This window comes from Streptomyces violaceoruber (genome assembly GCF_033406955.1).
In the GTDB taxonomy this organism is placed as follows: domain Bacteria; phylum Actinomycetota; class Actinomycetes; order Streptomycetales; family Streptomycetaceae; genus Streptomyces; species Streptomyces violaceoruber.
On sequence record NZ_CP137734.1, the window covers coordinates 6,064,073 to 6,087,449 of the forward strand.

Consider the following 23,377-nt stretch of genomic DNA (forward strand, 5'->3'; position numbering starts at 1 on the left):
GACTGCGGAGAGAGGAGCACGGATGGCGCCACGGGACACCTACCGGCACGGCGACCTGCGCAACGCGCTCATCGCGGCCGGTGTCGAACTGGCCCGCGAGGGCGGCCCGGACGCGGTGGTCCTGCGCGAGGCGACCCGGCGGGTGGGCGTCGCCCCGAACGCGGCCTACCGCCACTTCGCCGACCGCCGGGCCCTGCTGGCCGCGGTCTCGCAGGCGGGCCTGGCGGAACTGGCCCGCACGATGGAACGCGAGTTGGTGACAGGCTCTCCGGCCCGCGCCCGCCTGCGCGCCCTGACCCGCGGCTACCTCGCCTTCGCCCAGGCCGAAACGGGCCTGTTCCGCGCCGCGTTCGCGACCACCGGCATGGCCGACACCGACACGGAGGAAGCGGCCGGGGCCGAGGGCCGGACCGCCTACCGCCTCCTCACCGAGGCCCTGGACGATCTCGCCGCCGCGGGCGCCCTGCCCCCCGAACACCGCCCGGACGCTGAGTACTTCGTCTGGTCCACCGTCCACGGCATGGCCGTACTCCTCACCGACGGGCCCCTGCGCGGCCTGCGTCCGCCGCAGGCGGAGGAGGCGGAGCGCAGGGTGACGGATGCGGTGGAGCGGGGACTGTGCGGCACGTCCGGGTGACAGAGTGGCCGCATTCCGTCACTCGGCGTAGTCCGCCCGTCTATCTTGTCGTACGTCGCGATAGGACGCGTACGGCGGAGGGGTGCGGATGTCGGTGAACGGCGAGGCGGACGAGCCGGGTTGGGAGGTCGACCCGGACGACGAGTGGGGTGTGGCCGTCCTCACCACGGTGGGGAGGCAGCTGAAGCTGCGCCGCGAGGCGGTGGGGATGCGGGCGGGCGACTTCGGGGTGGCGGTCGGTTACGGCGAGGATCTCGTCTACAAGGTCGAGGGCGGGAAGCGGATCCCCCGGCGGGAGTACCTGGAGAAGGCGGACCAGGTCCTCGACGCGGGCGGTCTCATCGCTGCGGCTTGGGAGGACGTGAAGAGGGTCCGGTATCCCAAGCAGGTGCGGGAACTCGCCAAGCTGGAGGCGACAGCGGTGGAGGTCTCGTTGTACGCCAACCACAACATCCACGGGCTGTTGCAGACCGAGGAACACATGCGCTCGCTCTTCGACACGTGGCTGCCCGCGTACACCGAGGAAGAGACCGAGAGCATGGTTGCGGCACGACTGGCACGCCGGTCGGTGTTCGAGCGGTCCCCGGCGCCGACCCTCAGTTTTGTCCAGGAGGAGGCGACGCTTCGCCGGCCGGTAGGGGGCAGAATGGCGTGGCGTGGGCAGCTCGAACGACTGCTTGAGCTGGGCGAGTTGCGAAGCGTCTCGATTCAGGTGATGCCGACCGACTGCGAGGAGCACTTCGGCACGGGCGGCCTGATCGAGGTCCTGAAGTTTCCGGACGGTACGGCGGTGGGGCGCTCCGAAGGGGCGTTCAACGGGCGGCCGGTGTCCGACCCGAAGCAGCTCCGGATCCTTGAGCTGCGCTATGGCATGATCCGGGCCCAGGCTCTCACGCCCCGAGAGTCGCGGGCCGTCATCGAGCAGATGCTTGGAGAGTCATGAACAGCGTCACCTCAGCCTCGGAAGCCCCCGGTCCCGTCTGGTTCAAGAGCAGCTACAGCAGCAGCGGAGACGGCAACGACTGCGTCGAGGTCGCGATAACCCCCGCCACCATCCACATCCGCGACTCCAAGCGCCCCGACGGCCCCCGCCTCGCCGTCGAATCGGCGACGTGGACGACGTTCGTGGCCTGGCCGGGCGCGCTCAGTCCTCGGGTTTGACCTTCGAGGCCACGAAGAGCAGCCCGGCCGTTGCCGCGATGAGGACTCCGGCCAGTTCTTCGTAACCGGTGAAATAGGCGACGGGGACGGCGAGCCCGCAGGCTGCCCCGAGCAGCTCGAAGGAGCCACCGATCAGCCGCCGGGGGCGATTCGCGGGCGGAGGGTGATGGGGGTTGGGCGGGCTTCGCCAGTAGTGGAGAGGTCCCGCCCTGGGCTTCCAGCCGTCCGCCCGGAGTTCCACGTACTCCGGGTGGTGGCGGGCGTAGCCCCTGCGACGGGGCGCCAGGCGCTGCCACGGCAGTCGGCCCAGGCGGATCGCGATCCAGGCGAGCCCCGGCAGGCAGGCGACGGCCGCCCAGACCGCCGCGACCACCCGCTCCCCGGTCGAGGACGACAGGATGCCGAGCAGCCGGTCCAGCTGGCCACTGGCGGCGTAGGCGATCAACGCGGCCAGGGCGAGCACCGCCGCTGTCCGCTCCAACTGGTGTCCAGTGTGGCAGCGGGCGCAGCGTGGCACGGACACGATTTCCATCCGCCAGGTGGAGCGCAGGACGATGATGAACGGGGTCATGGTGGTGTCCGCGTCCTTGTGCAACCCCAGGACATGGTCGTGCCACGACGGTGGGGCGGCCTCGCCGCAGAACCAGCACTCCCGCACCACGAGTTCCCTTCCCCCGGCCGCCGCGCCGAACGGACCCCGCCAACTAGCCTTCCACGCCGTTCTGTTCGTTTCGTCGCGCCATCCTCGCGGCCTGGCCTTCGTGGATGTCGTTCACCCACTCCCAGTCGGGCTCGACCGAAGACCCGAGCCTCGGGTCGTCCGGAGCGCGGCCGTCCCTCAGCGCGTGCAGATACTCCCGGTCCCGGCCGATCCGCACCCGGACCTGATCGGCCGTGGCGACGGATCCGTGCCCCGGCACGAGCACTTCGACGTCGTCCGCCACCTTCTCCAGGAGCCGTAGCCCGGTGAGATAGTCCTCGACCGGATGCTCCGTGTCGTCGAGCATCGGAATGAAGAGATCGGACAGCATGTCGCCGGCGACGAGCACCCCGCGGTCCTCGACCAGCAGCGCCGCATGGCCCGGAGCATGAGCCGGATGTTCGATCACCCGTACCTCAGGCCCGTTCCACGGAATCAGCTCTGCTCCGGCGGGCAACCCCACGATGAGACCGAACAGTTCCAACGGTGTCTCGTCGGCGATTTCCGGCGGCAGCCCTTCTGCGACGCGAGCCTGCCACCCCTCTTCCGAGCGGAGCTCTCGCAGGTACGCCGAACAGCGGGCCGTGCCGTAACGCGGCACCTGCCCGAGTTCGGCGTGCCACAACGCGTGATCCCAATCCGGATGCGTCGCAAAACCTGCCACGACGGGCTGACCCAACTGGCGAAGGTCCTCCGCCAGACAGCCCATCTCGCCGGTCGTCAACCCGGGATCGACGACCAGCACACCCGCCTCACCCCGCACGACAACGGTGTTGTTCCGCAGCAACTCGCTCTGGTGTACCAGCACACCGTCCGCGACCGGCGTCAGCATGAGGTCTCCTCACATCGGCCCGCACACTCTTGCCGAGACGGTAGTTCCGGACACTCGGGCAACGCAGCCCTTTGGACAACCCGGTTGCCCGGCGCGCGAACCGGGCCCCGGACGCGCTGGTCCGGGGCCCGGGTGTGGTGCGGGGTTGCGGTCGGCTCAGACGCTCGTCGTGTGGGCCTGACCCTGGGCCGAAGCGCCGCCGAAGGGGGCCGAGACGCCGAGGCCGCCGGTGAGGGCGAACGGGCCGGACTCCGCGTGGAGACCGGCGCCGAACGCGCCGTCGCCCGCGACGAGGGCCGCGCTCGCGGTGAGGCCGATGCCGCCGGACACCCGGTCCAGGGCCGCGTCGGAGATCTCGGCCGTTTCGACCTGGGGGACAGTGTTCATGGCAGGTCTTTCCTTTCGTGGGGAAGGGGAGCGGTGCGGTACGCACGCCCGATGTCCGGAGTGGGGGTTCCGGTACGGGCCACCGGCGTGCCGCGCACCGATCAAAGCACGGGGCCGAACCGCCCACCATCGGCGAGCCGTTGCCCGCCGCCGCCCGGCGCCGCCGACTTCACCAGTGTGTGAATGCGGTCAGGGAAAGCGTCTGGATCTTCACGCCATCCCCGGGGGCACAGGGCTCTCCCGTGCCCCCGGCGCGCGCGGTCCGCCCAGCGGCCGGGGACCGCGCCCCGACCCTGCGACCGAGTGATGAACGCTGTGGAGATTCACGGCTTTTCCGGGACCGATCCGAGGCCGGGCCCCGCCTCAGGGGGTGTGACACATCAGCACCCCCGTCGGCCTCAGCGGAGGATCCGCTCCACGAACGCGTCGAGGTTGCCGCGCAGCCGCTCGATCTGCTGCTCGACGGTGAGCGACTCCTCGATACGCCCGCCCGGTGCCGCCTTCTTGCGGCCCCGCACGTACAACGAGCAGTCCAGGTCGGCACAGATGTAGAGGCCCACCGAGTTGCCCTCACGGCCGGCCCGGCCCGCCTTGGCCGCGGTCGTGAGGGAGACGCCGTTGCCGGGATGCGTGGTCAGGCACAGCGAGCACATGCTGCGACGCAGGAAGCCGCGGTTGCCGGAGGGGGAGCGCAGGGACAGGCCGACGAGTCCGGTGGCGCGCTCGAAGACGAGATAGCTGCGATCGGGCGCGGACAGATCGGACCAGCCCAGGAAGTCCAGGTCGTCCCAGTGGTCGAGGTCCGCCAGGTTCTTGGGCAGGGGGAGGCGTTTGGCCGCGCCCTTGGAGCAGTTGACGAACGAGGTGCGGATGTCGTGCTCGGTCAGGGGTTTCATGAAGGGTCCTTCGGGGTGGCGCAGTGGATGCTGGCGCGACACACCCCCCGCGGCCCGCGCGGCGGCGAACCGCGCAGGTCAGGACGTCTCGTGAGGCGACATCTCGGGGAGATGCCGACGACGGGAAACAAGAAGGGGGAAGGGTTACCGCGCGCCGCAGAGGAGGGAGGGCACACGGCCGGAGGCAACTATGGCCGCAACGCATTCGGCACGGTCCATGTCTCTCGCCTCCTTCCGGGCAGGGCACGCGGTGCGTGTCGACGCCGAGCGCGCCGAGCGGGGCGGCAGAGAACCTGCCACGCGAAATCCCGGACAGGCTAATCCCCGCGACGCCGCCGCGCGACCGAATTTCCGAGCGCCCGCGCACGGGGGAGCCGCTGACGCTGTCCGGCGCAACGGGGACCGCGCCGCACGTCCGAGTGACACAGTGGCCGTATCCCGGCACTGAGCAGGTCCTCCGCCTCTAGCGTGACGCCCGTCCCGGTACGACGCGTACGACGGAGGGGTGCGGATGTCGGTGAACGGCGAGGCGGACGAGCCGGGTTGGGAGGTCGACCCGGACGACGAGTGGGGCGTGGCCGTCCTCACCACCGTGGGGAGGCAGCTGAAACTGCGCCGCGAGGCGGTGGGCCTGCGGGCGGGCGACTTCGGGGTGGCGGTCGGCTACGGGGAGGATCTCGTCTACAAGGTGGAGGGCGGGAAGCGGATCCCCCGGCGGGAGTACCTGGAGAAGGCCGACCAGGTGCTGCGGGCGGACGGTCTCATCGCCGCGGCCTGGGAGGACGTGAAGAAGGTCCGGTACCCCAAGCAGGTGCGGGACCTGGCGAAGCTGGAGTCGCGAGCGGTCGAGTCGCTTTCGTACGGCAGCTACAGCCTGCACGGGCTTCTCCAGACCGAGGAGTACGCACGGGCACTACTGGGCAGGCGGCGACCGGCCCTCACCGATGACGAGGTGGAGAGCGCCGTCGCCGCGCGGATGGGCCGCAAGGCGATGCTCGAACGGGACCCGGCTCCGGAACTCAGTTTTGTCCAGGAGGAGGCGACCCTCAGGCGCCCGGTGGGAGGCATGATGGTTCTGCGGCGCCAGCTCGAACACCTGCTGGAAGTGGAGCAGTTGCGGCATGTGGAGATCCAGGTGATGCCGACGTCTCGCGGCGACCATCCGGGAGGCGGGCGGATGCAGGTGCTCAAGTTCGACGACGGCACCGCGGTCGGCCGGGCCGACGACCTGTTCGGCGCTCGGCCGGTCACGGACCCCCGGCAGCTGCGCATCCTCGAACTGCGGTATGGCAGTATCCGGGCCGAGGCGCTGCCCGTCAGGGAGTCGGTGGCCTTCATCCAACAACTGCTGGGGGAGACATGACCGGTAAGGACACACCCGTACACCCCGCCGACCTGGCATGGTTCAAGAGCAGCTACAGCGACACCAGCGAGCCCAGCGACTGCGTCGAGGTAGCGGCAACGCCGGCCGCCGTCCACATCCGCGACTCCAAGCGTCCGGACGGCCCCCGCCTCGCCGTCGACTCGGTGACCTGGACGATGTTCGTCGCCGGGACGCTCGCGGAATGACGGACCGCATGTCCCGCCCCGCCAGTGGCATACCGGCCGAGATCGGTCCCTACCGGCTGGAGGGGCTGCTGGGCGAGGGCGGGATGGGCCGCGTCTACCTCGGACGCACGCCCGCCGGGAGCGCCGTGGCCGTCAAGGTCGTCCACCGGGCGTACGCCGCCGACCCGGAGTTCCGCAGGCGGTTCGCGCTGGAGGTCGCGGCGGCCCGGCGCGTGCAGGGTCTCTACACCGTGCCCGTCGTCGCGGCGGACCTGGACGCCGACGAGCCCTGGCTGGCCACGGCCTACGCCCCCGGGCCCTCCCTCCAGCAGGCCGTCGGCGAACGGGGGCCGCTGCCCGCCGCCGAGGTGCTCGCGCTGACGGCCGGGGTCGCCGAGGCGCTGGAGACGATCCACGCCGCCGGGGTGATCCACCGCGACCTGAAGCCCTCCAACATCGTCCTCACCGCCGACGGACCCAAGGTCATCGACTTCGGCATCGCCCGCGCCGCGGACGTCACGGCCCTGACCGCCACGGGCATGCGCGCCGGGACGCCCGCCTACATGGCACCCGAGTACATCCGGGGGCAGGAGGTCACCGAGGCCGGTGACGTCTTCGCGCTCGGCCTCGTCGCCCACTTCGCCGCCACCGGACGGCTCGCGTTCGGCGGCGGCAGTGACCACGGCGTGGCGTACCGGATCCTGGAAGCAGCCCCCGACCTCGACGGCTGCCCCGAGTCCGTGCGCGGTGTCGTGGCGCTCTGCCTGGAGAAGGACCCGGCCCGGCGGCCGACGCCCGCCGAGATCGTCCGGCTCTGCGGCCGGGCCGCGAACGGGGACTTCGACGACGGCCGCACCCCCACCGTCGTCTCCACGCCCCCGGCGACCGGCCCGGACGCGCCCACCGCCACCGCCCCGGCGCGCACCCCCGCCCCGGACGCCGAGCCCGAGACCCCGTCCACACCGCCGTACGCCGCCCTGCTCGGCGTCGTCGCTGCCATCGCGCTGGTCGTCGTCCTGGTCGTGACGCTGCTGCCCTCGTCCGGGAAGCCCCCGAAGAGCAAGCAGCCCTACCCCGTGGTCGCGGCGACCGCCATCTTCGCCAGGGGGACCAGCGGCGTCGCGTTCAGCCCGGACGGTGAGACGCTCGCGACCGGCGGCCAGGACGGGAAGGTGCGGCTGTGGGACGCCGCCACGCGCAAGGTGCGTGCCACGCTCGTGGAGAAGGGCTGGTACGGTCCGAGCCGCGTGGTCGGCGTGACGTTCAGCGCCGACGGGAAGACCCTGGTCACGAGGACCGGCACCCACCTGGTCGGCGTCTGGGACGTGGCCCGGCGCCGGGAGGTCCGCCGTATCGAGGAATCGGCATACTCCCTCGCCCTCAGCCCCGACGGCAAGTGGATCGCCCTGGGCGACAGCGCGGGTGCCAACCTGTGGGATCTCGGCCGCCGCGGTGAGGACCCGCGGGCCCACCTGTCGCAGAACCTGCACGCGACGGACCTGGCGTTCAGCCCGGACGGCAGGACGCTCGCCTCCGTCGGCGACTTCTCCGACCAGCGCTACCAGGTGGAGAACGAGCCGGCCAAGCTGTGGGACCTGACCCGGCTCGACCCGCGCCCCTACGGCCAGGGCGACCCGCGCCACAACCTCGCCCTGGAGGACGTCGTCTACGCCGTCGCCTTCAGCCCCGACGGCAAGACCCTCGCCACCGGCGGCCAGGGCGGCGGCGTACGGCTGTGGGACGCGGCCACCGGCCGCCCGAAGGCCACCCTCACCCACAAGTTCGTCACTGAGGCCCGCGACCTGGCGTTCAGCCCCGACGGCAGCACGCTCGCCGTCACCGCCGAAGGCCGGGTACTCCTGTGGAACCTGGCCGACCGCAAGCCCAGAGCCATCCTGGCCGACGACGAGACCGGGTTCGGCGCCGACATCAACGAGCTGGCCTTCAGCCCGGACGGCCGGTTCCTCGCGGGCACCACCACCGGCGGCGGCGCCCCCGAGGAGACCGCCGCCCCGGGCACCACCGAGGCCGACGCCGCCAAGGACAGCGGTGTCCGGCTGTGGAAGGTCCCGACGAAGACCGCTCACTGAGCGTGCCCGCCCCCTGCCCCCGGATCAGACCACCGGGAGCCGGTCCACCAGCAGCTGCACCCTCCGCTCGGTTTCCTCCGGCGGCAGCCGGCCCGACCGGGTCAGGGTCGTCACCCCGTGCAGGGACGCCCAGAACACCTCGGTGAACAGCCCCGGTTCGACGCCGTCCCCGGCGACCTCGCCGAGGCTCTCCAGCAGCGCGGCGAAGGCGTCCTTGAGGGGTTCGGGGGTGTCCTCCCGCGCGTACGCCAGGCCGCCGTCGAGCTGGAAGATGGCGTCGTAGACCGCCGGGTTGCGTTCGGCGAAGGCGAGGTAGGCGCGGGCGAGGGCGTGCACCCGGGCGCGCGGGCCGTCGGCGGCGGCGGTCGCGGCCCGCATCGCCACGGCCATCTCGGTGGCGCCCTGGAGGGCGACGGCGCCGATGATCTCGCGTTTGCCGCGGAAGTGGCTGTAGAGGACGGGCTGGCTGTACTCGATGCGCTCGGCGAGCCGACGGGTGGTGACCGCGTCCCAGCCCTGCTGCTCGGCGAGTTCACGGGCCGTCGCCACGATGAGGCGCTCGCGCTCCGCCCGTTCCCGCTGCTTGCGTTCCTGTACCGACATGATTCGATCCTAGCATTGCTAGACAACGAAGCGTTGGCAGTACTAGCGTTGCCTCATCGGCTAGCAACACTAGATTCCGAAGGGGTCGTCATGCTCAACGCACTCGAGGTCGTCACCACGGTCGTCGTCGGCGTGATGGTGGGGGTGGAGTTCGCCGTCGCCTTCGTCATGAACCCGATCCTCAACGCCCTCCCGGAGGACAGCCGTCAACTCGGCCACGCGCACGGGGGCCGGATGCTCGGCGCCGTGATGCCGGTCTGGTACATCGGCTCGCTCGTGCTCGTCGCCATATGGGCGGCGCTCGGACGGCACCACCACGGCACCGGCCTCGTCGTCATCGCCGGCGCACTGCTGATCCTCAGCGTGGTCATGTCGATTCTGCTGCTCGTCCCGATCAACAACCGGAACAAGACATGGACCCCCGAGAACCGGCCCGAGGACTGGAAGGAGCAGACGCAGCGCTGGTTGCGCTGGCACTACGTCCGCCTTGCCGTCATCGGCGCGGCCTTCGCCCTGCTGGCCACCGCCCTCACCTGAGCCCTCGGGGTCCGCCGGGCCGGCACAGCCGCCCTACAGCACCGGCAGCGACTTCCGCAGCTCGAACGCCGTGACCTGGGAGCGGTACTCCTCCCACTCCTGCCGCTTGTTGCGGAGGAAGAAGTCGAAGACGTGTTCGCCCAGGGTCTCGGCGACCAGGTCGCTGCGTTCCATCAGGGCGAGGGCCTCGCCCAGGTTCTGGGGGAGGGGCTCGATGCCCAGGGCGCGGCGCTCCGCGTCGGAGAGGGCCCAGACGTCGTCCTCGGCGCCCGGCGGCAGCTCGTAGCCCTCCTCGATGCCCTTGAGGCCGGCGGCGAGGAGGACGGCGTAGGTGAGGTACGGGTTGGCGCCGGAGTCGATGGAGCGGACCTCGACGCGGGCCGAGCCGGTCTTGCCGGGCTTGTACATCGGGACCCGGACCAGGGCCGAGCGGTTGTTGTGGCCCCAGCAGATGTAGGAGGGGGCCTCGCCGCCCGCGCCGGCGGTGCGCTCGGTGCCGCCCCAGATGCGCTTGTAGGAGTTCACCCACTGGTTGGTGACCGCGGAGATCTCGGCGGCGTGCCGCAGCAGGCCCGCGATGAAGGAGCGGCCCACCTTGGAGAGCTGGTACTCCGCGCCGGACTCGTAGAACGCGTTGCGGTCGCCCTCGAAGAGGGAGAGGTGGGTGTGCATGCCCGAGCCGGGATACTCCGAGAACGGCTTCGGCATGAAGGTGGCCTGGAGGCCCTGTTCGAGGGCCACCTGCTTCATGACCAGGCGGAAGGTCATGACGTTGTCGGCCGTGGAGAGCGCGTCCGCGTAGCGCAGGTCGATCTCCTGCTGGCCGGGGGCACCCTCGTGGTGGGAGAACTCCACCGAGATGCCCATCGACTCCAGCATGGTGATCGCCTGGCGGCGGAAGTCCATGCCGATGTTCTGCGGGGTGTGGTCGAAGTAGCCGGAGTTGTCGGCGGGGGTCGGGACCGAGCCGTCGACGGGCTTGTCCTTCAGCAGGAAGAACTCGATCTCCGGGTGGGTGTAGAAGGTGAAGCCCAGGTCGGAGGTGCGGGCCAGGGCCCGCTTGAGCACGTAGCGCGGGTCCGCGAAGGACGGCGAGCCGTCCGGCATGAGGATGTCGCAGAACATACGGGCCGTGCCGGGGGCCTCCGCGCGCCACGGCAGGACCTGGAACGTCGACGGGTCCGGCTTGGCGATCATGTCGGACTCGTAGACCCGGGCGAAGCCCTCGATCGCGGAGCCGTCGAAGCCGATGCCCTCGTCGAAGGCCTGCTCCAGCTCGGCCGGGGCCACGGCGACGGACTTGAGGAAGCCCAGCACGTCCGTGAACCACAGGCGTACGAACCGGATGTCGCGCTCCTCCAGCGTCCGGATCACGAACTCCTGCTGCTTGTCCATCTTCCGCTTCCCCATCCTTGCTGGTCAGGCCGCCTGTCTCCGGTACGGCGGGAGGCGGTCGGGCACTTGAGCATCACACCACAGCGCCGTTACGTGTGCGTTGCGGACCTCCGTCGGCCGGCCCACCCCGTGACCGCAGCGTAGAGGCCACCTGTTCGATCGGGCCATTCCGGGGATCGGGCCGGGACGGATCCTGTGCCCGCCCTACGAAGGACGGGCCCCGCGCCATTACGATCAGCGGACCTCACGGTCGTCCGTTCCCCAGATTCCTTCCCAGAAGGGCAACACCCCATGGGTTCCGCCAAGAAGAGCAGCAACACGGCGCGACAGGCCCGCATAGCCGAGATGCGGCGTGCCGAGGAGGCCCGCAACCGCCGGAACCGGATCCTCACGGTCACGCTCAGCACCGTGGTCGTCGCCGGTCTCGTCGTCGGCGGCGTCTTCCTCGTCCGGTCGCAGTCCGACGACTCCTCCGGCGACACGGCGTCCGACGGCAAGACCTCCGGCAAGTTCGAGACCGGTGCGGACGGCGTACGGACCTGGAAGGGCGACCTGGGGCGCAACCACGTCACCAAGAAGGTGACCTACCCCGTCGAACCCCCCGTCGGCGGCGACCACAACCAGGTCTGGATGAACTGCAACGGCGACGTCTACACCAAGCCGCTGAACAACGAGAACGCCGTGCACTCCCTGGAGCACGGCGCCGTCTGGGTGACGTACACCGACAAGGCGCCCGAGGCCGACGTCGAGAAGCTGGCCGCCAAGGTCAAGAAGACGCCGTACTCGCTGATGAGCCCCGACGACAAGCAGAAGGACCCGATCGTGCTGTCCGCGTGGGGGCACCAGCGCACGGTGACCGGCGCCGACGACCCGAACGTGGACAAGTTCTTCGAGAAGTTCGTGCAGGGACAGCAGACCCCCGAGCCGGGGGCCGCGTGCACCAACGGGCTGTCCCAGTGACCGCGAAACGGGCCGGCTGGATCGCGGGGGCCGCGGCCGCCGTGCTCCTCGCGGCCGGCGGGATCACCTACGCGGTCGCCGGGGACGACGGCGGGAGCAGGATCCCGGCCGCCGACTCCGCGGACGCCGGGTTCGCCCGGGACATGTCGGTCCACCACCAGCAGGCCGTGGAGATGTCGTACATCGTGCGCGACCGCACCGACGACGAGGAGGTGCGGCGGCTCGCGTACGACATCGCGCAGACCCAGGCCAACCAGCGCGGCATGATGATCGGCTGGCTCGACCTGTGGGCGCTGCCCAAGGTGTCGTCCGACCCGCCGATGACCTGGATGGGCATGGGCGACGCGCCCTCCGCCGGGGAGGGGTCGCTGATGCCGGGAATGGCCACCGACGCCGAGATGAAGAAGCTCGGGACGCTGGACGGGAAGCAGGCCGAGGTCTACTACCTCCAGCTGATGACCGAACACCACAGGGGCGGCGTCCACATGGCGAAGGGGTGCGTCGAGAGGTGCACCGTCGGCGTGGAGAAGCGGCTGGCCCGCGGGATGGTGGAGTCCCAGGAGTCGGAGATCCGGCTGATGGCCGACCTGCTGGCCGAGCGGGGCGCGAAACCGCGGAGCTGAGACGGCGTGCGTGAGGTCTCGGACATCAGGCGGTAACACGCCCGTCGCCCCATTGCGTCGTTCTGACGATTACAGTGGGGCCGTGCCCCGACTACGACTCGCCCTCAACCAGATCGACTCCACCGTCGGCGACATCGACGGCAACGCCGAGTCGGTCCTGCACTGGACCCGGCACTCGGCCGAACGGGGAGCGCACCTGGTGGCGTTCCCGGAGATGACGCTGACCGGGTACCCGGTGGAGGACCTGGCCCTCAGGTCCTCCTTCGTCGAGGCCTCCCGCGCCGCCCTGCGCTCGCTCGCGGCGCGGCTGGCGGACGAGGGCCTCGGCACCGTCCCCGTCATCGTCGGCCACCTCGACCGCTCGGCGACCGCGCAGCCCAGGTACGGCCAGCCCGCCGGCGCCCCGCAGAACGCGGCGGCCGTGCTGTACGGCGGCGAGGTGGCGCTGAGCTTCGCCAAGCACCACCTGCCGAACTACGGCGTCTTCGACGAGTTCCGCTACTTCGTGCCCGGCGACACCCTGCCCGTGGTGCGGGTGCGCGGCGTGGACGTGGCGCTGGCCATCTGCGAGGACCTGTGGCAGGACGGCGGCCGGGTGCCCGCCGCCCGCTCGGCGCGGGCCGGACTGCTGCTCTCCGTCAACGCCTCCCCGTACGAGCGCGACAAGGACGACACCCGGCTGGAGCTGGTGCGCAGGCGAGCGCAGGAGGCCGGGTGCACCACCGCCTACCTGGCCATGACCGGCGGGCAGGACGAGCTGGTCTTCGACGGCGACTCGATCGTCGTCGACCGGGACGGGACCGTCCTGGCCCGGGCGCCGCAGTTCACCGAGGGCTGCATGGTGCTGGACCTCGACCTGCCCGCCGCGGACGCGGACCCGCCCACGGGCGTCGTGGACGACGGACTGCGCATCGACCGGGTGGTGCTCCCCGGTGAGGCCGGGCGGGAGCAGCCGCTGCCCGCCGGTGAGCCCTGGCTGTCGGGCGGGCACGCCGAGCCGCTGGACGACGACGAGGAGGTCTACTCGGCACTCGTCACCGGCCTGCGCGCGTACGTCGCGAAGAACGGCTTCCGCTCGGTGCTGATCGGACTGTCCGGCGGCATCGACTCCGCGCTGGTCGCGTCGATCGCCTGCGACGCGCTCGGCGCGGAGCACGTGTACGGCGTCTCCATGCCCTCCAAGTACTCCTCGGGGCACTCCAGGGACGACGCGGCCGAGCTGGCCCGCCGCACCGGCCTGCACTACCGCACCGTGTCCATCGAGCCGATGTTCGACGCGTACACGGGTGCGCTGGAGCTGACCGGCCTGGCGGAGGAGAACCTCCAGTCCCGGCTGCGCGGCACGCTGCTGATGGCGCTCTCCAACCAGGAGGGCCACCTCGTGCTGGCCCCCGGCAACAAGTCGGAGCTGGCGGTCGGCTACTCCACGCTGTACGGCGACTCGGTGGGCGGCTACGGGCCCATCAAGGACGTGTACAAGACGTCGGTCTTCCGGCTCGCCGAGTGGCGCAACCGCGCGGCGGCCGCCAGGGGGCAGACCCCGCCGGTCCCGGAGAACTCGATCACCAAGCCGCCGAGCGCGGAGCTGCGCCCGGGCCAGGTCGACACGGACTCGCTGCCGGACTACCCGGTGCTGGACGCGATCCTCGCCCTGTACGTCGACCGGGACCGGGGCGCGGACGAGATCGTGGCCGCCGGGTACGACCGGGAGCTGGTGACGCGGACGCTGCGCATGGTGGACACCGCCGAGTACAAGCGGCGGCAGTACCCGCCGGGCACCAAGATCTCGCCCAAGGGCTTCGGCAAGGACCGCCGCCTGCCGGTCACCAACCGCTGGCGGGAGAGCCGCTGAGGCGGCGGGGCCCGCAGACCGGCTAGGCCTTGTGCCGGAGGTCGGCCAGCACCTTGTGCAGCGGCTCCGCCACCCGGCGCCGGTACTCCTGGATCGCCCATCCGTTGCCGTCCGGGTCCTTGAAGTACATGAAGGTGGCGCCGTCGTCCGGGGCGTACTGCACCGGCTCCGAGACCTCCAGACCACGGGCGGTCAGCTCCGCGTGGGCCGCCTTGATGTCGGCGACGCAGAGCTGGAGGCCCTGGTAGGAGCCCGGTTCCGGCCGGGTCTGCCCCTGCGCCATGTCCCAGATGGCGTCGCCGAGGGCGACCGAACAGCCGGAGCCCGGAGGCGTCAGCTGGACGATCCGCATGCCCGGCATCACCTCCTGGTCGATGTCGACGTGGAAGCCGACCTTGTCGCGGTAGAAGTCCCGGGCGCGGTCGATGTCGGTGACGGGGAGCGGGATGACTTCGAGCGTGAAGTCCATGGCGTGACTCCTTCGGCTTCGGCATTCGCCGGTCGCGGGTGTCGTGTCCGTACCGGCGGGTGTCAGTAGTGGTAGCGCGCCTGGACGATGACCAGCTGGTCATCGGTGGGCTTGTACACAAGACGGTGCGTGTCGTCGATGCGCCGTGACCAGTAGCCGGACAGGTCGCCCTTGAGCGGCTCCGGCTTGCCGACGCCCTTGAACGGGTCACGGGCGATGTCGGCGATCAGTCTGTTGATCCGCTTGGTCACCTTCCGGTCGCTCTCGGCCCAGTGGACGTAGTCCTCCCAGCCGTGGGACGTGAAAGTGATCCTCACGCCCGCTCCGCGTCCGGGTCGATCAGGTCGTGCTGAACTGCGTCGCCCGCCTCGGCCTCCGCGATGGAGTCGAGCAGACGGCGGGCGTTCCTCGGCGAGCGCAGGAGATGCACCGTCTCCGTCCACGCCGTGAAGTCCTCCTCGGACATGAGCACGGCGTTCCCCTTGCGGGAGGTGATGTGCACCGGGGCGTGGTCCTCGTTGACCTGCTCTATCAGCGGGAACAGATTCTGACGGGCTTCGCTGGCGGTGATGGACATACCAGTGCCTCCCTTCCTCGGCTGGTACAAGATATCGTACGAGTCTGGGACGGTCCACCGGAAAGCGGGAGCGGTACGTCCCGGCGCCCGCACGCCGTTCCCCGGCTACGCTCAGCCCGTACGACCTTGATCCGACCGGGCCCACGTGCCCCGCAGCCCGACAGGAGGCCGAGATGACGCCGGGGCGCAGGAGCAGTACCTTCACGCGACTGCTGCGGCACGGTTTCACCGATCCGTCGGCCGCCGAACGGCTGCTTGACGGGGCCGGGCTGGCCGAGCTGCGCGCCGATCCCGTCCTGCTGGAGGCGCTGGGCGCCACCGCCGACCCGGACCTCGCCCTGCACGGACTGGTACGGCTCCTGGAGGCGCAGCCCGACGCCACCGCCCGCCAGGAGCTGCTGGACACCCTGATAGCGGCCAAGCCGCTGCGCGACCGTCTCCTCGGCGTGCTCGGCGCCTCCGAGGCGCTCGCCGACCACCTCGCCCGGCACGCCGGGGACTGGCAGACCCTCGTGACGTACGAGCCGCGCGACCTGCACCGCGGCGTCGAGGAGTTCGAGCGGGGGCTCGCCGAGGCCACCGACCCGGTCACCCTGCGGGTCGCCTACCGGCGCTGCCTGCTGTCCATCGCCGCCCGCGACGTGTGCGGCACCATCGACGTCGCCGAGACCGCCGCCGAGCTGGCCGACCTCGCCATCGCCACGCTGCGCGCCGCCCTGGCCCTCGCCGAGGCCGCCGCACCCGAGGACGCCGCGCGGTGCCGGCTCGCGGTGATCGCGATGGGCAAGTGCGGCGGACACGAGCTGAACTACGTCTCCGACGTGGACGTCATCTTCGTGGGGGAGGCGGCGGACACGGGCCCCGACGCCGACGAGGCCAAGGCGATGCGGGCCGCGACCTCGCTGGCCGCGCACATGATGCGGATCTGCTCCGAGACCACCGTCGAGGGCTCCATCTGGCCCGTCGACGCCAACCTCCGCCCCGAGGGCCGCAACGGCCCCCTGGTGCGCACCCTCAGCAGCCACGTCGCCTACTACCAGCGCTGGGCCAAGACCTGGGAGTTCCAGGCGCTGCTCAAGGCCCGCCCGGTGGCCGGCGACCCCGGTCTCGGCGCCGAGTACGTCGCCGCCCTCCAGCCCCTGGTGTGGCAGGCCGCCGACCGCGAGAACTTCGTCCCGGACGTGCAGAAGATGCGCCGCCGGGTGGTGGAGAACATCCCCCTCACCGAGGTCGACCGGCAGCTCAAGCTCGGGCCCGGCGGCCTCCGGGACGTCGAGTTCGCCGTGCAGCTCCTCCAGCTGGTGCACGGACGGGCCGACACCTCCCTGCACAGCGGCACGACGCTGGACGCCCTGGAGGCCCTCGCCGCGGGCGGCTACGTCGGCCGGACCGACGCCGCCCAGCTCGACGAGGCGTACCGCTTCCTGCGCTCCATGGAGCACCGCATCCAGCTGCACCGGCTGCGCCGCACCCACCTGGTGCCCGAGGACGAGGCCGACCTGCGCCGCCTCGGCCGCTCGCTCGGCCTGCGCACCGACCCGGTGACCGGGCTGCTGCGCGCCTGGAAGCGGCACGCCTCCGTCGTACGCCGGCTGCACGAGAAGCTGTTCTACCGGCCGCTGCTCGACGCCGTCGCCCAGCTCGCCCCCGGCGAGGCCCGGCTCAGCCCCGAGGCGGCTCGGGAACGCCTGGTCGCCCTCGGCTACGCCGACCCGGCCGCCGCCCTGCGGCACCTGGAGGCGCTGGCGTCCGGCGTCACCCGCAAGGCCGCCATCCAGCGCACCCTGCTGCCCGTGCTGCTCGGCTGGTTCGCCGACTCGGCCGACCCGGACACCGGGCTGCTCAACTTCCGCAAGGTCTCCGACGCGCTCGGCACCACCCCGTGGTACCTCAGGCTGCTGCGCGACGAGGGCGCCGCCGCCGAGAACCTCGCCCGGGTGCTCTCCGCCGGGCGGCTCGCCCCCGACCTGCTGATGCGGGCCCCGGAGGCCGTCGCGCTGCTCGGCGACGGTGTCGCCGGGGGACTGCGGCCGCGCGACCGGGCCCAGCTGGAGCAGGAGACCCTCGCCGCGGTCCGCCGCGCCGACGACGCCGTCCAGGCCGTCACCGCGGTGCGCGGGGTACGGCGCCGGGAGCTGTTCCGCACGGCCGCCGCGGACATCGTCGGCTCCTACGGCACCGAGGCCCAGCCCGTCGAGGCCGACCAGGGCGCCCTGGTGGACCTGGTCGGCGGCGCCGTGTCCGACCTGACGTCGGCGACGCTCGCGGGCACGCTGCGGGCGGTCGTGCGGGAGAAGTGGGGCGACGTCCTGCCCACCCGGTTCGCCATCATCGGCATGGGCCGCTTCGGCGGACACGAGCTGGGCTACGGCTCGGACGCGGACGTGCTGTTCGTGCACGAACCCCGCGACGGCGTGGCCGAGCGGGAGGCGGGCGACGCCGCCAACAAGGTCGTCTCCGAGATGCGCCGCCTGCTCCAGGTGCCGAGCGCCGACCCGCCGCTGCTGATCGACGCCGACCTGCGGCCCGAGGGCAGGTCCGGGCCGCTGGTGCGGACCCTGAAGTCGTACGAGGCCTACTACCGGCGCTGGTCGCTGGGGTGGGAGTCGCACGCCCTGCTGCGGGCCGAGTTCGTCGCCGGGGACGAGGAGCTGGGGCGGCGCTTCATCGAGCTGATCGACCCCCTGCGCTACCCGGAGGGCGGGCTCGGGGAGGACGCCGTACGGGAGATCCGGCGGCTCAAGGCCCGCATGGAGTCCGAGCGGCTGCCGCGCGGCGCCGACCCCAAGCTGCACGCCAAACTGGGGCCGGGCGGTCTCTCCGACGTGGAGTGGACCGTGCAGCTGCTCCAGCTGCGCCACGGCCACGAGATCGCCGGGCTGCGCACCACCCGGACGCGCACGGCGCTGGCCGCCGCCCGCGACGCCGGGCTGATCTCGGAGGAGCACACCGCCACGCTCGACGAGGCGTGGGTGCTGGCGACCCGGGTCCGCAACGCGGTGATGCTGGTGCGGGGGCGGGCGGGGGACACCTTCCCCACCGACCCGCGCGAGCTGGCGGCCGTGGGCCGCTACCTCGGCCACGGCTCGGGCCACGCGGGCGACATGCTCGACGAATACCGCCGCACGGCCAGAAGGGCCCGCACGGTGGTGGAGGAGCTGTTCTACGCGTAACGGCTGCCGCCGGAGTGCCTCCGCCGCCCGGCGTCACCGCTGCTGGGGCTGGGGGTCGCGTGCCCGGCGCCTGCCGGGTGCCGCCGCGCCCACCCGTGCCGCCTGGGGGTACCTCCCAGGCCGTTCAGGCACTGGGGGAGGCACGACTGCCCGCGGCTACGCGCGCCCCGGCAACCACACCCTCCGCCGTCGCGCAGCGTCCGGCACCAGACGAGGCAACGCGTAAGGCAGCCTCCCGTACCAGGCGGCAGCGACCCCGAACCCGAACGCCAGACACAGCACACCCCCCACCGCGTCCAGCCAGAAGTGGTTCGCCGTCGCCACGATCACCACCAGCGTGAGCGCCGGATACACCAGCCCCAGCACCCGCACCCACGGCACCGACGCCAGCGCGAAGATCGTCAGCCCGCACCACACCGACCACCCGATGTGCATCGACGGCATCGCGGCGTACTGGTTGGACATGTTCTTCAGGTCGCCCGACGCCATCGACCCCCACGTCTGGTGGACCATCACCGTGTCGATGAAGTGTCCGCCGTCCATCAGCCGGGGCGGGGCGAGCGGATACAGGTAGTAGCCGACGAGGGCGACACCCGTGGTCGCGAAGAGCACCAGCCGGGTCGCCGCGTAGCGGCCGGGATGGCTGCGGAAGAGCCACACCAGGACACCCAGAGTCACCACGAAGTGCAGGGTGGCGTAGTAGTAGTTCATGCCCACGACCAGCCAAGTCACCGAGTTGACCGCATGGTTGACGGACTCCTCGACGGCGATGCCCAATTGCTGCTCGACGCGCCAGATCCAGTCGGCGTTGCGCAGGGCCGCGGTCCGCTGTTCCGGCACCGCGTTGCGGACGATGGAGTACGTCCAGTAGCTGAGCGCGATCAGCAGGATCTCGAACCACAGGCGCGGCCGGCGCGGGGTGCGCAGCCGGGACAGGAGGCTCCTCCCCGTCGTCCCTGCGACGGGGTGCGGAACGCCGTCCTCCAGGCGTTCCCGAGTCCTCACGGTCGCGTCACCCATAGGCATGAAGTCTGCCAGAAAAGCCTTCTTCCACCGATCATCCCTCAGGTGGAACCGACCCGCATCCGCCCCGGAGTCGGCCCCCGACGGGAATCAGGGGCGGCCGCGCTCGCCCGGCGCCGACGCCGTCGAACCGCGCACCACCAACTCCGGCATGAACACGAACTCGCTGTGCGGCGCGGGCGTCCCGCCGATCTCCTCCAGGAGCGTGCGCACCGCCGCCTGCCCCATCGCCGGGACCGGCTTGCGGACCGTGGTGAGCGGCGGGTCGGTGAAGGCGATCAGCGGCGAGTCGTCGAAGCCGACGACCGAGACGTCCTTGGGCACGTCCAGGCCCAGCTGCCGGGCCGCGCGTATCGCGCCCAGCGCCATCATGTCGCTGGCGCAGACCACCGCCGTGCAGTCCCGCCCGATGAGCGCGGAGGCCGCCGCCTGGCCGCCCTCCAGGGTGTACAGCGAGTGCTGGACCAGCTCCTTCTCCACCGTCTCGGCGCTCAGCCCCAACTGGTCCTGGACGGTGCGTACGAAGCCCTCGATCTTGCGCTGCACCGGCACGAACCGCTTCGGCCCGAGGGCCAGTCCGATCCTGGTGTGGCCGAGCGAGACGAGGTGGGTGACCGCGAGGCTCATCGCGGCCCGGTCGTCGGGGGAGATGAACGGCGCCTGCACCTGCGACGAGAAGCCGTCGACGAGGACGAAGGGCACGCCCTGCGCGCGCAGCCGCTCGTAGCGCTGCATGTCGGCGGTGGTGTCGGCGTGCAGCCCGGAGACGTAGATGATGCCGGCCACCCCGCGGTCGACCAGCATCTCGGTCAGCTCGTCCTCCGTGGACCCGCCCGGCGTCTGGGTGGCGAGGACGGGCGTGTAGCCCTGGCGGGTCAGCGCCTGCCCGATGACCTGGGCCAGCGCCGGGAATATCGGGTTCTCCAGCTCCGGGGTGATCAGGCCCACCAGGCCCTCGCTGCGCTGCCGCAGCCGCACCGGGCGCTCGTAGCCCAGCACGTCGAGGGCGGCGAGCACGGACTGGCGGGTGGTGGCGGCGACGCCCGGCTTCCCGTTGAGGACGCGGCTGACGGTCGCTTCGCTCACCCCCGCCTGGGCGGCGATGTCGGCAAGCCGTGTGGTCACAGGGGTGGACTGTACCTGTCGGCCGCTCCCTTGCACACCGATCGGGCGCCGTGGGCGGCCTGTTGGACGGCCCGTCGGACGGCCCGGCGCGGGCTGCTGCGTCATCGCGCTCCCTCGAGAAAGTGGCGGCAAGAGCTTGCAGAGTCTTGCACAACCCGCCCGATACCGCTCGGGCCCCGTAAACAAGCGTCTCACGACGGTCGCCGAGAGGTCACGCCCGGATAACTTCGGAGATCTCTTGCACATTTTTGCAGCAAGACCTTTCGCCAGGCTTTCAACGCTGTTACGTTCACGTCGCCCGACGGCAGCAACGAAGCGGTCGGCGGTCGGCAGGAGCGGCGGACGGGCCCGCACCCTGCACCACACGGGCTTTCACCCTCAAGGAGAACTCATGCGGCGTGGCATAGCGGCCACCGCGCTGGTGGCGTCCCTCGCCCTGGCGGCGACGGCGTGCGGCGGAGACGGCGACAGCGACAGCGAGTCGGGCGGACCGGTCACCATCACTTACTGGGACACCTCCAACGCGACCAACGAGGCGCCGACCTACAAGGCCCTGGTCAAGGAGTTCGAGGCCGCCAACAAGGGCGTCAAGGTCAACTTCGTCAACGTGCCCTTCGACCAGGCGCAGAACAAGTTCGACACCGCCGCAGGCTCCAAGGGCGCCCCGGACGTGCTGCGCTCCGAGGTCGGCTGGACGCCCGCCTTCGCCAAGAAGGGCTTCTTCCTGCCGCTGGACGGCACCGAGGCCCTCGCCGAGCAGGACAAGTTCCAGCCCAACCTGATCGAGCAGGCCAAGTACGAGGGCAAGACCTACGGCGTGCCGCTGGTCACCGACACCCTCGCCTTCGTCTACAACAAGGAACTGTTCGAGAAGGCCGGCGTCGAGGCCCCCAAGACCTGGGACGACCTGAAGAAGGCCGCCGCCACCGTCAAGGACAAGACCGGCGTAGACGGCTACTGGGCCTCCACGGCCGGCTACTACGCGCAGCCGTTCCTGTACGGCGAGGGCACCGACACGGTCGACGCCGACGCCAAGAAGGTCACCGTCAACGCCGCCGCGGCCAAGAAGGGCTACGGCACCTGGCTGAGCCTCTTCGACGGCAAGGGCCTGCACAAGGCCGACACCACCGCCGACGCCTACGCCCACATCCAGGAGGCGTTCGTCAGCGGCAAGGTCGCCTCGATCATCCAGGGCCCGTGGGAGATCACCAACTTCTACAAGGGCACGGCGTTCAAGGACAAGAACAACCTCGGCATCGCCACCGTCCCGGCCGGTTCCACCGGCAAGGCGGGCGCCCCGACCGGCGGCCACAACCTCTCGGTCTACGCCGGTTCGGACACGGCGCACCAGGAGGCGGCGCTGAAGTTCGTGAACTTCATGACCTCGGCGAAGTCCCAGGAGACCGTCGCCCTGAAGAACTCCACGCTGCCGACCCGCGACGACGCCTACACCGCGAAGGTCAAGGCCGACCCGGGCATCGCCGGCTTCCAGACGGTCCTGCCCGCCGCCCAGCCGCGCCCGGCGCTGCCCGAGTACAGCTCCCTGTGGACGCCGCTGGACGACGAGCTGCCCCAGATCGCCGGCGGCAAGAAGTCCCTGGACGAGGGTCTGGGCGACGCCGAGACCGCGATCGCCAAGCTGGTGCCGGACTTCAGCAAGTAGCAGCACCGACCGCCGGGCCCCCGCACCGGGGGAGGGGCCCGGCGGTCACCGGCCGTGCGCCGCACCCCGACCGCAGACCCCTGACCTTCCCGATGCTCCCGAAGGTGTCGAACCATGACAGTCGCCATCGACCGCGCGACCGGCAAGCGCCGCGGTGACCGCACCCCGCGGCCCGGCCTCGGCCGGCGTCTGAAAGACGGCTACCAGAAGCACTGGTACGCCTACGCCATGATCGCGCCGGTGGCCGTCGTGATCGGCGTCCTCGTGCTGTACCCGCTGGGCTACGGCCTCTACCTCACCCTCACCGACGCCAACAGCCTCAACAGCGCGCGCACCATCGGCGTCAACGAGATCGAGGCCACCTACAAGTTCGTCGGCCTGGACAACTACGCCGACATCCTGTGGGGCCCGACGGCCTACGACCGCTTCTGGTCGCACTTCATCTGGACCATCGTGTGGACGGCGGTCTGCGTCGGCCTGCACTTCTTCATCGGCCTCGGGCTCGCCCTGCTGCTCAACCAGAAGCTGCGCGGCCGCACCTTCTACCGGCTGATCCTGGTCCTGCCCTGGGCCGTGCCCACCTTCGTCACCGTCTTCGGCTGGCGCTTCATGCTCGCCGACCAGGGCATCATCAACTCCGCCCTGGACTGGCTGCACCTGCCGACGCCCGCGTGGCTCGAGGACACCTTCTGGCAGCGCTTCTCCGCGATCATGGTCAACACCTGGTGCGGTGTGCCGTTCATGATGGTCTCGCTCCTGGGCGGCCTCCAGTCCATCGACAACAGCCTCTACGAGGCCTCCGAGATGGACGGCGCCAACGCCTGGCAGCGCTTCCGCTACGTCACGCTCCCCGGTCTGCGCTCGGTCAGCTCCACGGTCGTCCTGCTCGGCATCATCTGGACCTTCAACCAGTTCGCCGTGATCTTCCTGCTGTTCGGCAACACCGCCCCCGACGCGCAGATCCTCGTCACCTGGGCGTACCAGCTCGGCTTCGGACAGCAGCCGCGCGACTTCGCGCAGTCCGCGGCCTACGGCATCCTGCTGCTGGCCATCCTGATCGTCTTCACCTCCTTCTACCGCCGCTGGCTGAACCGCAATGAGCAGCAGCTCGCGAACTGAGGCAGGA

At 71.1% G+C, this 23,377-nt stretch carries 24 protein-coding genes; 13 read left to right on the forward strand and 11 right to left on the reverse strand.

The features are described 5' to 3' along the window. Positions 1-22 precede the first annotated feature (22 nt). The 3 genes from R2E43_RS27040 to R2E43_RS27050 all read left to right on the forward strand — a co-directional run bounded on the left by R2E43_RS27040 (position 23) and on the right by R2E43_RS27050 (position 1,798). Positions 23-637, forward strand: a complete 615-nt coding sequence (locus tag R2E43_RS27040) for a TetR/AcrR family transcriptional regulator (protein WP_332056651.1) — start codon at positions 23-25, stop codon at positions 635-637. Between the two features lie 88 nt (positions 638-725). Next, positions 726-1,580 (forward strand): helix-turn-helix domain-containing protein, encoded by an 855-nt coding sequence (locus R2E43_RS27045; protein WP_332056652.1) that lies wholly within the window; start codon positions 726-728, stop codon positions 1,578-1,580. Beyond that, a complete protein-coding gene (locus R2E43_RS27050) occupies positions 1,577-1,798 on the forward strand; it encodes a DUF397 domain-containing protein (protein WP_332056653.1) in 222 nt (73 codons plus the stop codon). Before R2E43_RS27045 ends, R2E43_RS27050 begins: the two co-directional genes overlap by 4 nt. Here the strand turns inward: R2E43_RS27050 and R2E43_RS27055 are convergent. From R2E43_RS27055 to R2E43_RS27070, 4 genes are all read right to left on the reverse strand, one after another. Beyond that, positions 1,782-2,459 (reverse strand): hypothetical protein, encoded by a 678-nt coding sequence (locus R2E43_RS27055; RefSeq protein ID WP_332056654.1) that lies wholly within the window; start codon positions 2,457-2,459, stop codon positions 1,782-1,784. The two genes, R2E43_RS27050 and R2E43_RS27055, sit on opposite strands and share 17 nt — an antisense overlap. Before the next feature lie 43 nt (positions 2,460-2,502). Then, positions 2,503-3,330, reverse strand: a complete 828-nt coding sequence (locus R2E43_RS27060; RefSeq protein ID WP_332056655.1) for an MBL fold metallo-hydrolase — start codon at positions 3,328-3,330, stop codon at positions 2,503-2,505. Between the two features lie 156 nt (positions 3,331-3,486). Continuing rightward, positions 3,487-3,717 (reverse strand): hypothetical protein, encoded by a 231-nt coding sequence (locus R2E43_RS27065; RefSeq protein WP_003976563.1) that lies wholly within the window; start codon positions 3,715-3,717, stop codon positions 3,487-3,489. A 398-nt stretch (positions 3,718-4,115) separates the two neighbouring features. Beyond that, positions 4,116-4,613 (reverse strand): FBP domain-containing protein, encoded by a 498-nt coding sequence (locus R2E43_RS27070; protein WP_003976564.1) that lies wholly within the window; start codon positions 4,611-4,613, stop codon positions 4,116-4,118. Positions 4,614-5,124: 511 nt separating this feature from the next. Between R2E43_RS27070 and R2E43_RS27075 the strand changes: the two genes are divergently transcribed. From R2E43_RS27075 to R2E43_RS27085, 3 genes are read left to right on the forward strand one after another with little or no spacing between them, the layout of a single operon-like run. Further along, positions 5,125-5,976 (forward strand): helix-turn-helix domain-containing protein, encoded by an 852-nt coding sequence (locus tag R2E43_RS27075; RefSeq protein WP_016326067.1) that lies wholly within the window; start codon positions 5,125-5,127, stop codon positions 5,974-5,976. Beyond that, a complete protein-coding gene (locus R2E43_RS27080; protein ID WP_003976568.1) occupies positions 5,973-6,182 on the forward strand; it encodes a DUF397 domain-containing protein in 210 nt (69 codons plus the stop codon). Before R2E43_RS27075 ends, R2E43_RS27080 begins: the two co-directional genes overlap by 4 nt. Then, the gene (locus R2E43_RS27085; RefSeq protein ID WP_332056656.1) at positions 6,179-8,251 is read left to right on the forward strand and encodes a WD40 repeat domain-containing serine/threonine protein kinase; all 2,073 of its coding nucleotides are present in this window, start codon (positions 6,179-6,181) and stop codon (positions 8,249-8,251) included. Before R2E43_RS27080 ends, R2E43_RS27085 begins: the two co-directional genes overlap by 4 nt. A gap of 24 nt (positions 8,252-8,275) precedes the next feature. Here the strand turns inward: R2E43_RS27085 and R2E43_RS27090 are convergent, their stop codons facing one another. Beyond that, on the reverse strand, positions 8,276-8,854 hold the full coding sequence (locus tag R2E43_RS27090) for a TetR/AcrR family transcriptional regulator (RefSeq protein ID WP_003976570.1): 579 nt from the start codon (positions 8,852-8,854) through the stop codon (positions 8,276-8,278). 90 nt (positions 8,855-8,944) lie between these two features. Here R2E43_RS27090 and R2E43_RS27095 point away from each other — a divergent pair, with 90 nt between their 5' ends. Continuing rightward, positions 8,945-9,391 carry a DUF1772 domain-containing protein gene (locus R2E43_RS27095; RefSeq protein ID WP_189283795.1) on the forward strand — a complete coding sequence of 149 codons (447 nt, stop codon included), beginning with the start codon at positions 8,945-8,947 and terminating at the stop codon, positions 9,389-9,391. Between the two features lie 33 nt (positions 9,392-9,424). On the opposite strand, the gene glnA is transcribed toward R2E43_RS27095, so the two are convergent. Then, the gene (gene glnA, locus R2E43_RS27100) at positions 9,425-10,786 is read right to left on the reverse strand and encodes a type I glutamate--ammonia ligase (protein ID WP_003976572.1); all 1,362 of its coding nucleotides are present in this window, start codon (positions 10,784-10,786) and stop codon (positions 9,425-9,427) included. 291 nt (positions 10,787-11,077) lie between these two features. On the opposite strand from glnA, the gene R2E43_RS27105 reads away from it, so the two are divergent. The 3 genes from R2E43_RS27105 to R2E43_RS27115 all read left to right on the forward strand — a co-directional run bounded on the left by R2E43_RS27105 (position 11,078) and on the right by R2E43_RS27115 (position 14,221). After that, positions 11,078-11,746, forward strand: coding sequence for a DUF3105 domain-containing protein (locus R2E43_RS27105; protein WP_003976573.1), 669 nt, complete (start codon positions 11,078-11,080; stop codon positions 11,744-11,746). Beyond that, positions 11,743-12,369: a DUF305 domain-containing protein gene (locus tag R2E43_RS27110; protein WP_011028217.1), complete on the forward strand. Its 627-nt coding sequence runs from the start codon at positions 11,743-11,745 to the stop codon at positions 12,367-12,369. The genes R2E43_RS27105 and R2E43_RS27110 overlap by 4 nt, the downstream gene beginning before the upstream one ends. A gap of 82 nt (positions 12,370-12,451) precedes the next feature. Continuing rightward, entirely contained in the window at positions 12,452-14,221 is a 1,770-nt protein-coding gene (locus R2E43_RS27115; protein ID WP_162495144.1) for an NAD+ synthase, read from the forward strand. A gap of 22 nt (positions 14,222-14,243) precedes the next feature. Here R2E43_RS27115 and R2E43_RS27120 read toward each other — a convergent pair whose 3' ends face one another. From R2E43_RS27120 to R2E43_RS27130, 3 genes are all read right to left on the reverse strand, one after another. Further along, the gene (locus R2E43_RS27120; protein ID WP_030870862.1) at positions 14,244-14,690 is read right to left on the reverse strand and encodes a VOC family protein; all 447 of its coding nucleotides are present in this window, start codon (positions 14,688-14,690) and stop codon (positions 14,244-14,246) included. A gap of 62 nt (positions 14,691-14,752) precedes the next feature. Further along, positions 14,753-15,007 carry a Txe/YoeB family addiction module toxin gene (locus R2E43_RS27125; RefSeq protein WP_003976577.1) on the reverse strand — a complete coding sequence of 85 codons (255 nt, stop codon included), beginning with the start codon at positions 15,005-15,007 and terminating at the stop codon, positions 14,753-14,755. Then, the gene (locus R2E43_RS27130) at positions 15,004-15,267 is read right to left on the reverse strand and encodes a type II toxin-antitoxin system Phd/YefM family antitoxin (RefSeq protein WP_030870867.1); all 264 of its coding nucleotides are present in this window, start codon (positions 15,265-15,267) and stop codon (positions 15,004-15,006) included. Before R2E43_RS27130 ends, R2E43_RS27125 begins: the two co-directional genes overlap by 4 nt. A 173-nt stretch (positions 15,268-15,440) precedes the next feature. Here R2E43_RS27130 and R2E43_RS27135 point away from each other — a divergent pair, with 173 nt between their 5' ends. Beyond that, on the forward strand, positions 15,441-18,440 hold the full coding sequence (locus R2E43_RS27135) for a bifunctional [glutamine synthetase] adenylyltransferase/[glutamine synthetase]-adenylyl-L-tyrosine phosphorylase (protein ID WP_003976579.1): 3,000 nt from the start codon (positions 15,441-15,443) through the stop codon (positions 18,438-18,440). A gap of 156 nt (positions 18,441-18,596) precedes the next feature. Here R2E43_RS27135 and R2E43_RS27140 read toward each other — a convergent pair whose 3' ends face one another. Beyond that, entirely contained in the window at positions 18,597-19,460 is an 864-nt protein-coding gene (locus R2E43_RS27140) for a phosphatase PAP2 family protein (RefSeq protein ID WP_408649120.1), read from the reverse strand. 93 nt (positions 19,461-19,553) lie between these two features. Continuing rightward, positions 19,554-20,588 carry a LacI family DNA-binding transcriptional regulator gene (locus tag R2E43_RS27145; protein ID WP_003976582.1) on the reverse strand — a complete coding sequence of 345 codons (1,035 nt, stop codon included), beginning with the start codon at positions 20,586-20,588 and terminating at the stop codon, positions 19,554-19,556. Between the two features lie 391 nt (positions 20,589-20,979). Between R2E43_RS27145 and R2E43_RS27150 the strand changes: the two genes are divergently transcribed. Both R2E43_RS27150 and R2E43_RS27155 read left to right on the forward strand, forming a co-directional pair. Beyond that, the gene (locus tag R2E43_RS27150) at positions 20,980-22,251 is read left to right on the forward strand and encodes an extracellular solute-binding protein (protein ID WP_332056658.1); all 1,272 of its coding nucleotides are present in this window, start codon (positions 20,980-20,982) and stop codon (positions 22,249-22,251) included. 114 nt (positions 22,252-22,365) lie between these two features. Further along, positions 22,366-23,370, forward strand: coding sequence for a carbohydrate ABC transporter permease (locus tag R2E43_RS27155; protein WP_003976584.1), 1,005 nt, complete (start codon positions 22,366-22,368; stop codon positions 23,368-23,370). The last annotated feature ends 7 nt before the right edge of the window (positions 23,371-23,377 follow it).

Coding starts and splice junctions, on each gene's coding strand:
- R2E43_RS27040 (WP_332056651.1), top strand. CDS start 23: ATGGCGCCACGGGACACCTACCGGCACGGCGACCTGCGCAACGCGCTC.
- R2E43_RS27150 (WP_332056658.1), top strand. CDS start 20,980: ATGCGGCGTGGCATAGCGGCCACCGCGCTGGTGGCGTCCCTCGCCCTG.
- R2E43_RS27095 (WP_189283795.1), top strand. CDS start 8,945: ATGCTCAACGCACTCGAGGTCGTCACCACGGTCGTCGTCGGCGTGATG.
- R2E43_RS27065 (WP_003976563.1), bottom strand. CDS start 3,717: ATGAACACTGTCCCCCAGGTCGAAACGGCCGAGATCTCCGACGCGGCC.
- R2E43_RS27155 (WP_003976584.1), top strand. CDS start 22,366: ATGACAGTCGCCATCGACCGCGCGACCGGCAAGCGCCGCGGTGACCGC.
- R2E43_RS27045 (WP_332056652.1), top strand. CDS start 726: ATGTCGGTGAACGGCGAGGCGGACGAGCCGGGTTGGGAGGTCGACCCG.
- R2E43_RS27075 (WP_016326067.1), top strand. CDS start 5,125: ATGTCGGTGAACGGCGAGGCGGACGAGCCGGGTTGGGAGGTCGACCCG.
- R2E43_RS27105 (WP_003976573.1), top strand. CDS start 11,078: ATGGGTTCCGCCAAGAAGAGCAGCAACACGGCGCGACAGGCCCGCATA.
- glnA (WP_003976572.1), bottom strand. CDS start 10,786: ATGGACAAGCAGCAGGAGTTCGTGATCCGGACGCTGGAGGAGCGCGAC.
- R2E43_RS27130 (WP_030870867.1), bottom strand. CDS start 15,267: ATGTCCATCACCGCCAGCGAAGCCCGTCAGAATCTGTTCCCGCTGATA.
- R2E43_RS27085 (WP_332056656.1), top strand. CDS start 6,179: ATGACGGACCGCATGTCCCGCCCCGCCAGTGGCATACCGGCCGAGATC.
- R2E43_RS27050 (WP_332056653.1), top strand. CDS start 1,577: ATGAACAGCGTCACCTCAGCCTCGGAAGCCCCCGGTCCCGTCTGGTTC.
- R2E43_RS27070 (WP_003976564.1), bottom strand. CDS start 4,613: ATGAAACCCCTGACCGAGCACGACATCCGCACCTCGTTCGTCAACTGC.
- R2E43_RS27120 (WP_030870862.1), bottom strand. CDS start 14,690: ATGGACTTCACGCTCGAAGTCATCCCGCTCCCCGTCACCGACATCGAC.
- R2E43_RS27060 (WP_332056655.1), bottom strand. CDS start 3,330: ATGCTGACGCCGGTCGCGGACGGTGTGCTGGTACACCAGAGCGAGTTG.
- R2E43_RS27140 (WP_408649120.1), bottom strand. CDS start 19,460: ATGGGTGACGCGACCGTGAGGACTCGGGAACGCCTGGAGGACGGCGTT.
- R2E43_RS27090 (WP_003976570.1), bottom strand. CDS start 8,854: ATGTCGGTACAGGAACGCAAGCAGCGGGAACGGGCGGAGCGCGAGCGC.
- R2E43_RS27080 (WP_003976568.1), top strand. CDS start 5,973: ATGACCGGTAAGGACACACCCGTACACCCCGCCGACCTGGCATGGTTC.
- R2E43_RS27135 (WP_003976579.1), top strand. CDS start 15,441: ATGACGCCGGGGCGCAGGAGCAGTACCTTCACGCGACTGCTGCGGCAC.